Below are 15,610 nucleotides of genomic sequence, written 5' to 3'. Positions count from 1 at the left end.
GGAGGACCTCGAAACTTTCGCAATCAATGCACGACCGGTCTAAACCGGTTCGCATTGCCAGCCTGGATATAGGTCAAACAACGCACATTCAAACAGACAAATTTTCGCATTTATGAAGATATAATGAGAAAATCCAACTACTGCCGAGGCATCGGCAGGCAAGCAGGGCAAACCCATGCCGGATTTGGCTAAAACGCGATCTTCGCATCCAGCGGCGAGAATGGCTGGACAGACGACAGCAGCGCCTTGGCCTGGTCGGCATCGCGGTGCATCTGGGCGACGAGGGCCTCGAGACCATCGAATTTCAACTCGTCGCGCAGCCGGCCGAACAGGGATACCGCGCCGGTTTCGCCGTAAAGATCGCCCTTGAAGTCGAAAATATAGGTCTCAAGCAGCGGGCGCCCGTCCTCGACAACGGTCGGCCGGCGACCAAAGCTTGCAACGCCGTCATGCAGCGTGCCGCATGGCCGGCGATAGCGGACCGCGTAAATGCCGGGCCGCAGCTTGGCATGCGGGTCGAAGGCCATGTTGGCCGTGGGGAAGCCCAGCGTCCGGCCAAGTTTTTCGCCGTGAATGACTTCGCCGCTCACCGTATAGCGATAGCCCAGAAGGCCGGAGGCCTCGACCACCTCGCCGCGGCTCAACAGGTCGCGGATACGGCTCGAGGAGACGACATCGGCATTTTCGTCGCGAAAGGCATCCATCAGCGTGACGCCGAAATCGAAGCGTTTTCCCGCCTGCATCAGATAGGCCGGACCGCCTTCGCGGTTGCGGCCGAAATGGAAGTCGAAACCGGTCACCACTTCGCTTGCCCCCAGCCAGTCGACGAGGACCGTGGTGACGAATTCTTCCGGCGAGCGCTGCGAAAACGTCTTGTCGAAGGGATATTCGATCACGGCGTGATAGCCCATCGCTTCCAGCAGCTTCGCCTTCATCGGCGCGGGCGTCAGGCGGAAAACCGGCGCCTGCGGATTGAACACCGTGCGCGGATGCGGCTCGAATGTCAGCACCAGCGCCGGCACGCCGCGCTCGGTTGCGATATCCCGCGCCCGCTCCAGCACGCTCTGGTGTCCGCGATGGACACCGTCGAAATTGCCGATGGCGACAACGCCCCCCTTCAGTTCGGAAGGGAGGGGTTCCAGAAATTCGTTACGATGAAATACCGTCATTGCTCAGGTCCAGATGGATGTCGATGGCCGTCTCAGGCCAGATCCGGCATCCAGTATTTCGGGGTTGCGCCCTTGTCCGTCAAGAAGCGTTTCAGCAACGCTTCGTCAACGGTGCCCTCCCTGGTATAGTCGGCGGCATGAATGCCCTCGGCGATATAAAGCAGGTCGAGGCCGTAATTCATGGCACCCAGAACGTCGGTCGGCATGCCGTCGCCAATGGCCAGAATGCGGGCCTTGTCGACAGCGCCGAGAAGCGTACGGGCCTTTTCCAGCGCCGCGTCATAAATCGGCTGATGCGGTTTTCCGGCAATCAGCGTGGTGCCGCCAAGCTCCTCATAAAGCGCGGCAAGAGCGCCTGCGCAGGGAATAAGGCGATCGCCGCGTGTGACGATCAGGTCCGGATTGGCGCAGACGAGCGGCAGGCCGCGCGCGGCAAACCCGGTCAGCATGTCGCGGTAATCCTCCGGCGTTTCCGTCTCGTCGTCGAAAAGGCCGGTGCAGAGGATGCTTTCCGCCTCTTGCGCCTCAACCAGTTCAACGCCGGTCTCGCTGACAAGACCGATATCGCGCTCCGGCCCGAGGAAGAAAAGCTTGCGCGGCCCTTCACTGACGATCTTCTTGGTCACATCGCCGGATGTGACAATACCGTCATAGGCGGCATCCGTGACGCCAAGATTGACCAGCTGTTTTGAAACCGCAGGGGAAAGACGCGGCGAATTGGTCAGCAGAATGACGGTCTTGCCTGCGGCCCGGGCATCAGCCAGCGCTTTCTTCGCCGCATCGAAAGAGGCAACGCCATTGTGCAAAACGCCCCAGACATCGCACAGAATGACGTCATAGGCATCGTAAACGGCGCTGAGCGCGGGAATGGATCGGGCCATGAATATCCTCATTGATCAGAATGCAGTCGGGCGGGCGCGCACAAAAGGTCACAATCACGCGCCGATGGCAAGCCCCGCAACGCCCGCCGCCACAAGCAGCGGGATGACGCCAAGGCGAAACCGGAAAACGCCAACACCGCCGGCAACGGCGATTGCCAGCGATGACAGGCTGAGGCTTTGCCACTGAGGCCATACCAGCGCGGCATCGAGGAACGGATGAAAAGCAAATAATTCAATACGGCCAACGGACGGGAAAAGGACGTGAAGGGCAAACCAGAACGTTAGATTGGCAATGACGCCGACCGTAGCGGCGCCGATGCCGGCAAGCGCACCGGATAAAGCCGGTTTCTTCCGCACGCTTTCGACATAGGGAGCGCCGGCGAAGATGAAGACGAAGCTCGGCACGAAAATCGCCCACGCCGTCAAAAGCGCCCCGAGAATACCGGAAAGGACGGCACTGCCGAAAACCGGCGCGCCGAAGGCCGCAAGAAAGCCGACGAAAGAAAGCACCAGCACCAGCGGCCCTGGCGTCGTTTCCGCCAGCGCCAGCCCGTCCAGCATTTCAGCCGGGGTCAACCAGTGATAGGTGTTGACCGCTTCCTGCGCCACATAGGACAGAACCGCATAGGCGCCACCGAAGGAAAAGACGGCGATTTTCACAAAGAATGTGAAGATTTCGGCCAGAGTGCCGCCGCCGAAAACCATGAAAAGGCCCAGCGGCGCAAGCCAGACGAGCACCCAGACGACCACGCTTGCAAGGGCGCGCCACCCGTGACCGCCATCGTGCGGGGCCACCGCATCTTCATCATCGGCGTCCGCGATTTCAGCCTGCAGCAGCAGATACCCGCCAAGCGCGGCAAACAGGATGACCAACGGAAACGGAATGCCGAAAACGAACAGCGCCAGAAACGCCAGACATGCGAAACCGGCATAGCGCGGCCCCTTCAGCGACTTTTTCGCCATGCGCCACAATGCCTGCGCGACAATGGCCAGCACGGCAGCCTTGAGACCCAGAAAAACGGATTGAAGCCAGCCGGTATCGGCAAAAAAGGCATAGGCCAGCGCCAGGGCGATGATGACGACAAGCCCGGGCACCACAAACAGAATACCGGCGACAACGCCGCCACGGACGCCAAAAAGCAGCCAGCCGAGATAGGTCGCGAGTTGCTGGGCCTCCGGGCCGGGCAACAGCATGCAGTAGTTGAGCGCATGCAGATACCGGCTTTCGCCGATCCAGCGTTTTTCATCGACCACGATGCGGTGCATCAACGCGATCTGGCCGGCAGGCCCGCCGAACGACAGCATGCCGATGCGGAAAAACACCGCGAGAAATTCACGAAAGGAGGGGCCGGTTACATTCGCCATGCCACGTGCCACAATATCCCCGCATTACAGATAGAGGTTTCGTTGCATCTATCGCGATGATACGAAGGCTTTGTGAAAACGACGTGCCGCCCTCCTTCACCGGTACTGGCAAAAAATCTTTCGCCAATTTCTTGACACTCAGTCACCCCCTGCCTAAATGTCCGCCATTAGCACTCAATAGAGGAGAGTGCTAACACCATATCCAGGCCGCCGGCACATGCCGGCTGCGAGTGTCATTTGATCGAGGGTATAGACAATGGCAAGCATTTCTTTCCGCCCCCTGCACGACCGCGTTGTCGTACGTCGTGTTGAGTCCGAAGAAAAGACCAAGGGCGGCATCATCATTCCCGACACCGCCAAGGAAAAGCCGCAGGAAGGCGAAATCGTCGCCGTCGGTTCCGGCGCCCGTGACGACAGCGGCAAGGTTGTCGCGCTCGACGTCAAGGTCGGCGACCGCGTTCTGTTCGGCAAATGGTCGGGTACTGAAGTCAAGCTCGACGGCGAAGACCTTCTGATCATGAAGGAAGCCGATATCATGGGTGTTGTCGCCTGATCGGCGGTCATCCCTGACGCTTACCATTCCATTCAGCCGGGCTTTAAGCCCATCAAGGTTTGAGAAACCAGGAGTTTTCAAATGGCTGCCAAAGAAGTCAAATTCGGCCGTACGGCGCGTGAAAAGATGCTCGACGGCGTCGACATTCTCGCCAACGCTGTGAAGGTCACGCTCGGCCCCAAGGGTCGTAACGTTGTTATCGAAAAGTCCTTCGGCGCTCCGCGCATCACCAAGGACGGTGTTTCGGTCGCCAAGGAAATCGAACTCGAAGACAAGTTCGAAAACATGGGCGCCCAGATGGTCCGCGAAGTTGCTTCGAAGACCAACGACACCGCCGGTGACGGCACCACCACGGCGACCGTTCTGGCCCAGGCCATCGTCAAGGAAGGTTCGAAGGCTGTTGCAGCCGGCATGAACCCGATGGACGTCAAGCGCGGTATCGACCTCGCTGTTGCCGAAGTTGCCAAGGAACTCGTTGCCAAGGCAAAGAAGATCAACACCTCTGCTGAAGTCGCTCAGGTTGGCACCATCTCCGCCAACGGCGAAAAGCAGATCGGTGAAGACATTGCCCACGCCATGCAGAAGGTCGGCAATGAGGGCGTGATCACGGTTGAAGAAGCCAAGACCGCCGAAACCGAGCTGGAAGTCGTTGAAGGCATGCAGTTCGACCGCGGCTACCTGTCGCCGTACTTCGTCACCAACTCGGAAAAGATGATTGCCGAGCTGGAAGACGCCTACATCCTGCTGCACGAAAAGAAGCTTTCCAACCTGCAGGCCATGCTGCCGGTTCTGGAATCGGTCGTTCAGTCCAACAAGCCGCTCATCATCATTGCTGAAGACGTCGAAGGCGAAGCTCTTGCAACGCTCGTCGTCAACAAGCTGCGTGGCGGCCTGAAGATTGCTGCCGTCAAGGCACCGGGCTTCGGCGATCGCCGCAAGGCCATGCTGGAAGACATCGCCATCCTGACGGGCGGCACTGTCATCTCCGAAGATCTCGGCATCAAGCTCGAAAATGTCACGCTCGACATGCTCGGCACGGCCAAGAAGGTCTCGATCACCAAGGAAAACACCACGATCGTCGACGGCGCCGGCCAGAAGGCCGACATCGAGGCACGTGTTGCCCAGATCAAGGCTCAGATCGAGGAAACCACGTCCGACTACGACCGCGAAAAGCTGCAGGAACGCCTTGCGAAGCTCGCCGGCGGTGTTGCCGTGATCCGCGTTGGCGGCTCCACGGAAGTCGAAGTGAAGGAAAAGAAGGACCGCGTCGACGACGCTCTGAACGCAACCCGCGCGGCCGTTCAGGAAGGCATCGTTCCCGGTGGTGGTCTTGCTCTCCTGCGTTGCTCGGCTGCCGTTACGGTCAAGGGTGAAAACGAAGACCAGGATGCCGGTATCGCCATCGTTCGCCGCGCTCTGCAGGCTCCGGCCCGCCAGATCGTCACGAACGCCGGTGACGAAGCTTCCATCGTTGTTGGCAAGGTTCTTGAAAACAACGACTTCAACTTCGGCTGGAACGCCCAGACCGGTGAATATGGCGACATGATCACCATGGGTATCGTTGACCCGGTCAAGGTTGTCCGCACCGCTCTGCAGGACGCAGCCTCGGTTGCTTCGCTCCTGATCACCACCGAAGCCATGGTTGCCGAACTTCCGAAGAAGGAAGCTGCCGGCGGCGGCATGCCCGACATGGGCGGCATGGGTGGAATGGGCGGCATGGGCGGCATGATGTAATCAGGCGAAAGCCTGATTGCGTAGAGCCCAGCTCGACCATTCGAAATTTCAGAAAGGCGCTCCTTCGGGGCGCCTTTTTTTTGTTACATACAGATCTCGATGGCCCGGGTATTCAGGCTCTGCACTGCGCCCTCAGATACCGATACCCCCTTCCCTTTTATGGGCCCCGCCTCCCAAGACATGATCCTGCCAATAAAAAAGCGCGGCCGCCCGGCCACGCCTTTTATCGTTTGTACTGTCCTGAGACCGGCTCAGTTCTTCGCCGGAACCGTCAGACCTTTGACACTGGCCGGACGCTCGGAACAGCGCTTGACCCAGGCATTGACGACCTTGAAATCGGAAAGCCGCAGGGTTTCCTCTGCATCATAGCCGTTAGACAGGCCACGCACCCAGGGGAAGATCGCGATATCGGCAATCGTATACTCATCGCCCATGATGAACTGACGGTCGAGCAGTCGGCCTTCCAGAACACCCAGCAGACGGCGCGCTTCCTTGGTGTAGCGCTCCACCGGATAGGAATTGTTGGCAACCTTGTCGGCGGCATATTTGTAGAAATGGCCGAACTGACCGAACATCGGGCCCACGCCCCCAACCTGGAACATCACCCACTGGATCGTCTCATAGCGCCCGATCGGGTCATTGGGGATCAGCCGACCGGCCTTTTCGGCGAGGTAAAGCAGGATGGCGCCGGATTCGAACAGGCCGATGGGCGTATCGTCCGGCCCGTGCGGGTCGATAATCGCCGGGATCTTGTTGTTCGGATTGAGCGACAGAAACTCGGGCGACATCTGATCATCGGTATCAAAGGACACACGATGCGCCTCATACGGCAGTTCCAGCTCTTCCAGAGCGATAGAAACCTTCACGCCATTCGGAGTGGGAAGAGAATAGAGCTGAATGACGTCGGGGTTTTGTGCTGGCCATTTCTGGGTGATCGGAAATGCGGACAAGCGTGGCATGGATGTTCCTGAAAAGTTATAGGGATAGGTGCGAGATGTGCAGTGCAAAAAGGAATCGCAAGCCCACACTTGTCACTTTATTGGCAAAACGGTGTCACAACGCCAAAAAAATGACGTTTTTCCGGAAACATCACTTAAAATTTACGCACCGCCTGCCTCACCGCAGGAAAAACGACACGGGTATTGGCCTGCGTGCCCCTCAGCTGCGCATCGCCGTGAGGATTTCATCAACCACCGGGTCGCCCTCATGCGCGGCCTTGCGGGCGCGCACGAAACAGGCCTCTGACTTCAGGATCACGCCATCGGAGAGGATCTTCAGGTGGTTGGCCGCAAGCGTCGAACCGGTGGAGGTGATATCGACGATGATATCGGCCTGGCCGGCCATCGGCGCGCCTTCGGTGGCGCCCAGGCTTTCGACGATCCGATAGAGCTGGATGCCGTGCTTGGCGGTGAAGAACTGCTGCGTCAGCCGCCAGAATTTTGTCGCGATTGCCAGCCTGCGGCCATGACGGCTGCGGAATTCGGAGGCCACATCGTTGAGATCGGCCATGGTGTCGACATCGAGCCAGATTTCCGGCACGGCGACGACTACATCGGCCTGACCGAAACCGAGACGGGAGATAAACTCGACGCGGGCATCGGCTTGGGCTACGTTTTCGCGCACCACATCCTCGCCGGTGACGCCGAAATCAACTGCGCCGTTGCCGACTTCACGGGAAATCTCCGAGGCCGACAGAAAGGCAATCTCGATATCCGGGCGTCCGCGCACCTGGCCGCGATAGGAGCGGTCATTGCCATTGGTCTCGACCGGGAACCCGGCCTTTTCAAGGGCCTTTTCCGCGCCTTCCTTGATGCGCCCCTTGGAGGGCAGTGCGATGGTGACGGTCATTGTTGTTCTCCGGCGCGTTCGATCCGGTCGAGCCACAGCGAAAAGCCGACGGCGGGAATATGATCGCTGGCGCCAAGCAGCGTCAGCAGGCGGTCATAGCGTCCGCCACCGGCCAGCAGCGCACCGCGCGCGCCGGTCTCCGCGATCTCGAACACCAGGCCGGTATAATAATCGAGCGGACGGCCGAAGGCAGCGCGGTAGGTGATCGCCGCAACGTCAACATCGGCGGCCCGCAACGCGGCGATGCGCCGCTCGAACACGCCGATGGCCGCACCGATATCGAGACCGAATTTCTCCGAAAAGGCAGCCAGTTCGGACGATGCGGCATCAAGGCCGACTTCAAGCGACAGGAATGTTTTCAGCGCTTCCAGCGCCTCGCGGTCGAGACTGGTGACCGACAGCGCCAGTTTCTCCTTCAGCCGCCGGGCAATTTCCTTCGGGCTGCGGCTGGCATTGGTGGAATAGCCGGTTTGCTGCATGGTCCGGTCGATATGATCGATCAGCCCCGCCTCGTCGCCATCGGCGAGAAAGGCGGCCACGCGGCGGTCGAGCCCGGAAACCGGCTGCGGGCGGGCCAGCGCCTCCAGAAGGGCTGCAAGACGGGCATGGTTGCCGAAAGCCTGGATCAGCCGCTTCTGCCAGCCGCCGGGAAGCCCGAGTGCTTGCACCACGGCCTCGAAGATCGCCTGATCGCCCAGCGTCACGGAAAAACGCGCACCCGGCAGGCAGGCGCCGAGCGTGCTCCACGCATCGGCGATGGCGCGTGCATCGGCGGCGGCCACATCCACCGTGCCGAGGTCTTCGATACCGGCCTGAAAGAACTCGTCCGCGCCGTCCTCGCGCGCCTGACGGAACACCATGCCGCAATAGGCATAGCGCTTCGGCGTTCCGGCATTGTCGGTGATATGGTGGCGACAGACGGGAATGGTGAATTCGGGGCGCAGGCACAGGCTTTCGCCGGTCTCGCTCTCGGTCATGAAGATACGGCGGCGCAGCGCCTCGCCGGTCATGTCCAGAAACGGCGCGGCGGGCTGGATCACCGGTGTATCGGTCAGGACCGTGTCGCGCGCGGAAAAAGCGGCAAGGATGGCGCCGGCGCAATCCGGCAGGCTGGTGGAGGGCATCGTTGTCCCATCGTCATTCGAGTTTCCGCATCCGATGACCATCCTTTGCGGCAAAAGTCAACGATTGCGGCCAGCTTCAGCCCAAAACCTGCATCAGTTCGATCCGGTTACCGAAGGGATCGTAAACATAGGTCCGCAAAAAGCCCTCAAGCGACGCGTCCGGCTTCACCACATAACCGGCCTTTCCCACCGCCGCCGCAACCGCCGCGACATCATCGACCAGAAACGCCGGATGCGCCTTTTTCGCGGGCCGGAAATCCTTCTCGACGCCCAGATGGATGCGCAGGCCATCCGCCTCGAACCAGCACCCACCGCGCGCCTTCAGATTGTCAGGCTTTTCCACCTCCGGCACGCCAAGCACGCCGAAATAAAACGCCCGCGCCTCATCTTCCCGGCCCTCGGGCATGGCAAGCTGGATGTGATGGATGGATTTGAGAAACATAAAGCAATGTGGTCGGAACAAGACGATGCCGTCCGTTACACAATCCTCAATGGTTATGACGGGCACGCCAAAGCTGGAAGCCAAGCATTCCCAATGCCGGGACCAGCAGGATCAGCGGTATCGTGATATAGACCTGTTCAAAACTCATGGCTTACCTCATCGATAGGATTGTCATCCTAGCCGCTATATGTAGCACGATTGCCGGAAAATCGCGACGAACGCCGAGGCCACCATTCTCACCCTTGAAGGAACGGCCATCGAGATGACTTTGCCGCACAGCCCCCAAATCTTCTCGCCCCGGAGGGGAGAGATGTCGCGACAGCGACAGTGAGGGGGAACGTATCTACACGGACGCCTTCACGATTTTGAAACGCTGCTTCACCCTCACTGCCCCTTTCGGGGCATCTCTCCCGCAAGCGGGAGAGAGTATTGGGAGCGAGATCCAAAGCCATCTGCGATAGCCCTGCCCTCACGAGGGGGAGGTTGCGAGAGCCGACGCCTCCCCCGCTGCATCATCCGGCCCGACGCCGGTCTTCCGCCTGCGCTTCCAGCATCTGGCGCACCTTTTCGACCAGATCGCCTTCCGGCACGGTTTCCTGCGCCACGCGGGCCTCGCGCCATTCGGCATTGTCCTCGATTTCGCCGGACAAGCGCTTGCCCTCGATCAGGTCCTTGATCTGGACGACGCCCTCGGCGCGCTCATCGCCGCCCTGAATGATGGCGATGGGGCAGCCGCGACGGTCGGCATATTTGAGCTGGTTGCCGAATTTCTTCCAGTTGCCCTGATACATCTCGGCGCGGATGCCGGCGGCGCGCAGTTCCTGCGTCATCTTCTGATAACGGCCCATGGCCTCGGCATCGCCATCCATGACGGTGACCAGCACCGGCTCGACCACCTCGGAGGCGCCGAGCTTGCCGAGGTTCTTCAGCGCCGTCATCAGCCGCGACACGCCGATGGAAAAGCCCGTTGCCGGCACCGGCTGGCCCATGAAGCGCGACACCAGCCCGTCATACCGCCCGCCGCCGCCGACCGAACCGAACACCACCTTTTCACCCTTTTCATTGGTGACGTCGAAGGTGAGTTCGGCTTCGTAGACAGGGCCGGTGTAGTATTCGAGACCTCGGACGCACGATGGATCAATTGCGATGCGGTCGTCATATCCTGCTGAAGAAATCAACGCAGAAATCTGCTGTAATTCCTCAATCCCTAACCGCGTCGCCTTATGCCAACCAAATGCAATATCCAAAGCCCGAATCCGTGACGAATTCGTTGACGACACCTGAGCCATCCGATTTTCGTTGGTCTCGGTTCGCTCACTCCACTCCACCGGAAAACCATCTCCAACTTGCTTGGACGCAATTGTTGTATTTGTCCAATCAACAAGTTTTATCACCTGTTCGATCTGCTCCCCACTCAACCCAGCTCCTTTGGTGAAGTCGCCACTCTCATCCTTACGCCCCTCACCCAGCAGCAGCTTCACACCTTCGACGCCAAACTTGTCCAGCTTGTCGATCGCCCGCAGCACCGTCAGCCGCTGTCCGGCATTCTCCTCACCACCGAGGCCGATCGCCTCCAGCACGCCATCCAGCACCTTGCGGTTATTCACCCGGATCACATAATCTCCGCGCGGAATGCCGAGGGCTTCCATGGTGTCGGCCATCATCATGCACATTTCGGCATCCGTCTGGACGCCCGGCGCGCCGACGACGTCGGCGTCGAACTGCATGAACTGGCGGAAGCGGCCGGGGCCCGGCTTTTCGTTGCGGAACACGTAGCCCGCGCGATAGGTGCGGTAGGGCAGCTGGATGTCGTTGAAATTTTCCGCGACATGACGGGCGAGCGGAGCCGTCAGGTCGTAGCGCAGGCTCATCCACTGGTCGTCGTCATCGGTCAGCGAAAACACGCCCTCGTTCGGGCGGTCCTGATCGGGCAGGAATTTTCCCAGCGCATCGGTATATTCGAACAGCGGCGTTTCCACCGGATCGAAGCCGTAATTCTCGTAGACCGCCTTGATCTTCGCCACCATCTCTTCCGTCGCGCGGATATCGGCGGCCGAGCGGTCGACAAAGCCACGCGGCAGGCGGGCCTTCAGTTTCTGCGGTTTCTTTTTCTTCTTGTCGCTCATGGGATCCGTATCTCTCGGTCAAAATCTGGCGGCAGTCTTAGAAGATGCACGCCCGTGCGGCAAGGCTTTGGAACCGGAAGTCCGGCCGAAGATCAGCTTTCCAAATGCCGCGAAAGCCGTATTCTGCCCGCAACGACACCCAAGGACGGAAAGATATGCGCTCATTCGACGAAATCCATGCCATCGCAGAGACCCGCAAGGGCGGCGCGGAAGCGGTGGAAGCGGTGCTGCAGCGCCCCTCCCCCGCAGATGAAATCCGCGCGCGGCCGGATGACCGCTATCTGTCGCTGATGACGCGCTGCATTTTCAATGCCGGTTTCAACTGGAAGGTCGTCGAGGCCATGTGGCCGGGTTTCGAGGCGGCTTTTTCCGGTTTCGATATCGGCCATTGCCTGATGCTGCATGACGAGGATTTCGAGCGGCTGGTCTCCGACACCCGCATCGTCCGCCACGGCCAAAAAATCCGCGCCGTGCAGGAAAATGCCCGGTTCATCGCAACCCTTGCAGAAGAACACGGGTCCGCGGGCGCATTCTTCGCCGATTGGCCGGCGGAGGACTATGTCGGCCTTCTGGACGTTTTGAAAAAGCGGGGAAGCCGGCTTGGCGGCAACACCGGGCAGTATTTCCTGCGGTTTTCCGGCGTCGACAGCTTCGTGCTGTCGGCCAGCGTGATTAACCGGCTGATCGCCGAAGGCGTGGTCGACAAGGCGCCGTCTTCAAAATCCGCCATGGCGGCGGTGCAGACCGCGTTCAACACATGGCGGGCGCAATCCGGCCGCTCGCTCACCGAAATCTCCCGCGTCCTGGCGGTCAGCATCGACTGAACGCTCAGGCATCGAGCGAGAAGGCCACCAGTTCGTTTGCCGCCTTGCTCAGGTGCCGTTCCTTGTGGCTCAGAAGCTGGAAAGCGCGCGACGGCAGGTCGAAATTGACCCGTTTCAGCTCGCCCGAGGCCAGCCAGGGGGCGGCGACGGCGCCCGAAATCGCCGTTGCCGCATGGCCGGAACGCACAGCCGACAACACCGCCTCGTTCGACGGCAGCACCATGACCACATTGAGATCGGCCGTGGAAATGCCGAAATCGGCCATGGCATGCTCGAACTCAAAGCGCGTGCCGGAGCCTTCCTCGCGCAGCACGAAGGCGACGTTGCGGGCGAGTTCGCCGGGGGTGACCGGCCTGCCATCGGCCAGCGGATGGGTGGGGGCCACCCCCACCATCAGCGCGTCGTCGGTGAGGTGCCGTTTGGCCAGAAGCGGATTGTCGAGCGTGCCCTCGATATAGCCAAGCTCCGCCTCGCCATGGGCCACCGCATCGGCCACCCGCATGGTGTTGCCGATCGACAGTTTCAGCTCGATGCCGGGATAGCGCGCGTGAAAGCGCATCAACACCTGCGGCAGCCAGTAGCTGGCGATGGTCTGGCTGGCGAACACCGAAAGCGCGCCGCGTTCCAGCCCGCCAAGCTCGCCCAACACGCGTTCGGCGGCGCGAACCCGCGCCAGTGTTGCCCGCGCCTCGTCCAGAAAGGCCCTGCCCTCCGCCGTCAGCACGATTCCGCGCCCGACACGATCGAACAGGGTGACGGAATAAAAATCCTCCAGCTTGCGGATGGCGCTGGAGACCGCCGACGGCGTCAGATGCAGGCTTTCGGCCGCCCGCGTCAGATGCTCACGCTCGGCGACCGCCACGAACACCACGATTTGCTCAAGCGTCATCATGGCAAAACATTCGCCTTAATCGAACGAAACGTCAATTATTATTCGATGGAAGGTTATATTTGAGCATGACATGCTTTGCGTAACACAGGATTTTCCGATGCGCATTGCTCTTCAAAACGAAAACACCCATCCATGGGCCGCCCCCTTTCTGTCGCTGGCGCCCGGCATCGTGCTGTCATGCATCGTCGCGCTGGCAGCCTTCGGGCTGGAGGCGGTCGAAGTGCATCTAACCGAACATCGCTTCGTTGAAAACCTGGTGCTCGCCATCCTGATCGGCACGGCGATCCGCTCGCTCATCAACCTGCCGGCAGCATTCACGCCCGGGATTCGCTTCTGCGAGAAATTCGTGCTCGAAGTCGCCATTGTGCTGCTTGGCGCGTCGATCAGCATGCAGGCGCTGAAGGCAGCCGGCCCGGCGCTGGTGCTGGGCATCGTGTTTACCGTGGTTGCGGCCATCGCGATTTCCTACGGGATCGGCCGAGGCCTCGGGCTGAAACACAAGCTGGCCACGCTGGTGGCCTGCGGCAACTCCATCTGCGGCAATTCGGCAATTGCCGCTGCCGCCCCGGTCATCGATGCGGAGCCGGAGGATATCGCTTCGGCCATCGCGTTTACCGCCGTGCTCGGCGTCGTCATGGTGCTGGCGCTGCCGCTGGCGCTTGTCGGGTTCGGGCTGACCGGGCCGCAATATGGCGTGCTGTCGGGACTCACCGTCTATGCCGTGCCGCAGGTGCTGGCCGCCGCCCAGCCGGGCGGCGTGATCGCCGTGCAGACCGGCACACTGGTCAAGCTCATCCGGGTGATGATGCTCGGCCCCGTGCTGTTCACGCTTGGCATGAGCGCACGCGCCGCCTCCAACGGCGCCGGGGCAAAGGTGAGGCTCAGGCATGTCGCCCCGTGGTTCATCATCGGCTTTGCGCTGATGATGGCGCTGCGTTCGGCCGGCGCCATTCCCGAGGCTGTTGTGCCGTCGTTGGCCCATACGTCGAATGCGCTCACCGTGCTTGCCATGGCCGCCCTCGGGCTTGCGGTCGATGTCCGCTCGCTCGGCCGTGCCGGCGGCCGGGTGATCGCCACCGCGATCCTCTCCATCCTCGTGCTGACGGCGATCGCGCTTGGCCTGATCTTCGTATTGCAGATCGGCTAAGCCGATCTGATCGCCGGGCGGACCAGTTCCGCCCTCAGCCTTTCCACCTCGCCCCGGCAGCAGCAGCCTTCGAGGTGGTCGTTGACCAACCCCATGGCCTGCATGAAGGCATAGACGGTTGTGGGGCCGACGAATTTCCAGCCACGCTTTTTCAGTTCCTTCGAAATCTTCACGGAAACCGGCGTCGTCGGATTGGCGACAAGCGTCTGGCGGTCGACGGTCTCGGGCCGTTCGTCCGGGCCCGGCTCCCGCGCCCAGAACCAGGCGGCAAGCGAGCCGAATTCGCGCTCCATCTCGATGGCGCGGCCGGCATTGTTGATCGTCGCCTCGATCTTGCCGCGATGGCGGATGATCCCGGCATTGCCCAGAAGCCGCTCGACATCGGCTTCGGAATAGCGGGCGACCTTGTGAAAATCGAAACCGTCAAAAGCGTCACGGAAGTTTTCGCGCTTGCGCAAAATGGTCAGCCAGGAAAGCCCCGACTGAAACCCTTCAAGGCAGATTTTCTCGAACAGCCGAAAATCATCGGTGACGGGACGGCCCCATTCCTCATCGTGATAACGCAGATAATCCGGCAGATTGCCATGCCAGAAACAGCGAAGCTTGCCATCTTCGCTCGCGATCAGACCCGGTTTATCCGTCACGTATCTCTCCTGATTCCACCAAGAACAAAACAGAAACATGTTTTCGGATCATTCGCAAGGCCGCGTTTGGGCGCACGCTAGAGAAGTGTGGATAACACAATTCTGAATTGCATTTTAAGGCAATTTTAAACATACTATATTCAGGTTGCATGCAGTATAAAATCCTCTCCCAAGAGTACCGTTGCCAATGCTTTCTCCATTTTTGCAAAGAGCTTCCCTCATCTCCCTCGCTTTTGCCGCGATGGCGGGATCGGCGGGTTCTGCCGCGGCGGAGATGGCGCTTTCGCTTTACGGCGGCTATCAGTCCGCCCCGTATTCGGAAATCGATATCGATGGCGTGCGCGCATTTACCGCCGGCTGGGAAGGACGTTCCTTTACGTGGCCCGTCTACTGGGGCGCGCGCGGGACGCTGTGGCTGGATGACTATCAGATGCCCAATCTCGGCATCGCGCTCGATTTCAGTCACACCAAGGTCTATGCCGATGATGAAACGCTGGCGAAAGCAGGCTGGAGCCATTTCGAATACTCCGATGGCCTCAACCTGCTGACGCTGAACGCGCTCTACCGCTTTCCGCTGAATGACAGCAAATGGACGCCCTATGTCGGCCTTGGCGCCGGCATCAACGTGCCGCATGTCGAGGTCACCCGGCCTTCGGGCAGAACCTACGGCTATCAGTTCGGCGGGCCGACCCTTCAGGCCCAGGCCGGCCTCGCCTACAGCTTCGCCCGAAACTGGGACGCCTTCCTTGAATACAAGGCCAACTATTCCTGGGTCGATGTCAATATCGACAGCGGCGACAGCATGAAGAGTAATATCTGGACCAACGCCGTCAATCTCGGCGTCAGTTTCAGCTTCTGACG

General features: G+C 60.4%; 15 protein-coding genes. 5 read left to right on the top strand and 10 right to left on the bottom strand.

The window, feature by feature from the left end; translation table 11 throughout:
* Positions 1-188 precede the first annotated feature (188 nt).
* The 3 genes from ABID12_RS04810 to chrA are packed head-to-tail and all read right to left on the bottom strand — an operon-like array spanning position 189 to position 3,415.
* Complete coding sequence (locus ABID12_RS04810) at positions 189-1,169, bottom strand: bifunctional riboflavin kinase/FAD synthetase (protein WP_106310217.1); 981 nt, start codon at positions 1,167-1,169, stop codon at positions 189-191.
* 32 nt (positions 1,170-1,201) lie between these two features.
* Positions 1,202-2,050: a TIGR01459 family HAD-type hydrolase gene (locus ABID12_RS04805; RefSeq protein ID WP_354433337.1), complete on the bottom strand. Its 849-nt coding sequence runs from the start codon at positions 2,048-2,050 to the stop codon at positions 1,202-1,204.
* A gap of 54 nt (positions 2,051-2,104) precedes the next feature.
* Positions 2,105-3,415 (bottom strand): chromate efflux transporter, encoded by a 1,311-nt coding sequence (chrA, locus tag ABID12_RS04800; protein ID WP_354433336.1) that lies wholly within the window; start codon positions 3,413-3,415, stop codon positions 2,105-2,107.
* A 256-nt stretch (positions 3,416-3,671) separates the two neighbouring features.
* Between chrA and groES the strand changes: the two genes are divergently transcribed.
* A complete protein-coding gene (gene groES / locus ABID12_RS04795; RefSeq protein WP_106310208.1) occupies positions 3,672-3,968 on the top strand; it encodes a co-chaperone GroES in 297 nt (98 codons plus the stop codon).
* 81 nt (positions 3,969-4,049) lie between these two features.
* Positions 4,050-5,702: a chaperonin GroEL gene (gene groL, locus ABID12_RS04790; protein ID WP_354433335.1), complete on the top strand. Its 1,653-nt coding sequence runs from the start codon at positions 4,050-4,052 to the stop codon at positions 5,700-5,702.
* A 251-nt stretch (positions 5,703-5,953) separates the two neighbouring features.
* Here the strand turns inward: groL and ABID12_RS04785 are convergent, their stop codons facing one another.
* From ABID12_RS04785 to hisS, 5 genes are all read right to left on the bottom strand, one after another.
* A complete protein-coding gene (locus ABID12_RS04785) occupies positions 5,954-6,661 on the bottom strand; it encodes a glutathione S-transferase C-terminal domain-containing protein (RefSeq protein WP_354433334.1) in 708 nt (235 codons plus the stop codon).
* Between the two features lie 199 nt (positions 6,662-6,860).
* On the bottom strand, positions 6,861-7,550 hold the full coding sequence (hisG, locus tag ABID12_RS04780; protein WP_354433333.1) for an ATP phosphoribosyltransferase: 690 nt from the start codon (positions 7,548-7,550) through the stop codon (positions 6,861-6,863).
* Positions 7,547-8,674 carry an ATP phosphoribosyltransferase regulatory subunit gene (locus tag ABID12_RS04775; RefSeq protein ID WP_354433332.1) on the bottom strand — a complete coding sequence of 376 codons (1,128 nt, stop codon included), beginning with the start codon at positions 8,672-8,674 and terminating at the stop codon, positions 7,547-7,549. Before ABID12_RS04775 ends, hisG begins: the two co-directional genes overlap by 4 nt.
* Positions 8,675-8,750: 76 nt before the next feature.
* On the bottom strand, positions 8,751-9,116 hold the full coding sequence (locus ABID12_RS04770) for a VOC family protein (protein ID WP_354433331.1): 366 nt from the start codon (positions 9,114-9,116) through the stop codon (positions 8,751-8,753).
* A gap of 512 nt (positions 9,117-9,628) precedes the next feature.
* On the bottom strand, positions 9,629-11,242 hold the full coding sequence (gene hisS, locus ABID12_RS04765) for a histidine--tRNA ligase (protein ID WP_354433330.1): 1,614 nt from the start codon (positions 11,240-11,242) through the stop codon (positions 9,629-9,631).
* A gap of 155 nt (positions 11,243-11,397) precedes the next feature.
* On the opposite strand from hisS, the gene ABID12_RS04760 reads away from it, so the two are divergent.
* Positions 11,398-12,066, top strand: a complete 669-nt coding sequence (locus ABID12_RS04760; protein WP_354433329.1) for a DNA-3-methyladenine glycosylase I — start codon at positions 11,398-11,400, stop codon at positions 12,064-12,066.
* 4 nt (positions 12,067-12,070) lie between these two features.
* On the opposite strand, the gene ABID12_RS04755 is transcribed toward ABID12_RS04760, so the two are convergent.
* Positions 12,071-12,958, bottom strand: coding sequence for a LysR substrate-binding domain-containing protein (locus ABID12_RS04755; RefSeq protein WP_354433328.1), 888 nt, complete (start codon positions 12,956-12,958; stop codon positions 12,071-12,073).
* Between the two features lie 97 nt (positions 12,959-13,055).
* On the opposite strand from ABID12_RS04755, the gene ABID12_RS04750 reads away from it, so the two are divergent.
* Positions 13,056-14,105, top strand: a complete 1,050-nt coding sequence (locus ABID12_RS04750) for a YeiH family protein (RefSeq protein ID WP_354433327.1) — start codon at positions 13,056-13,058, stop codon at positions 14,103-14,105.
* Here the strand turns inward: ABID12_RS04750 and ABID12_RS04745 are convergent.
* On the bottom strand, positions 14,102-14,749 hold the full coding sequence (locus ABID12_RS04745) for a DNA-3-methyladenine glycosylase I (protein WP_354433326.1): 648 nt from the start codon (positions 14,747-14,749) through the stop codon (positions 14,102-14,104). The two genes, ABID12_RS04750 and ABID12_RS04745, sit on opposite strands and share 4 nt — an antisense overlap.
* A 187-nt stretch (positions 14,750-14,936) precedes the next feature.
* On the opposite strand from ABID12_RS04745, the gene ABID12_RS04740 reads away from it, so the two are divergent.
* Complete coding sequence (locus ABID12_RS04740; RefSeq protein WP_354433325.1) at positions 14,937-15,608, top strand: outer membrane protein; 672 nt, start codon at positions 14,937-14,939, stop codon at positions 15,606-15,608.
* The last annotated feature ends 2 nt before the right edge of the window (positions 15,609-15,610 follow it).

The sequence above is a fragment of the Martelella mangrovi genome (genome assembly GCF_040545495.1).
GTDB lineage: Bacteria > Pseudomonadota > Alphaproteobacteria > Rhizobiales > Rhizobiaceae > Martelella > Martelella mangrovi.
This window is presented reverse-complemented; position numbering and strand designations above follow the sequence as displayed.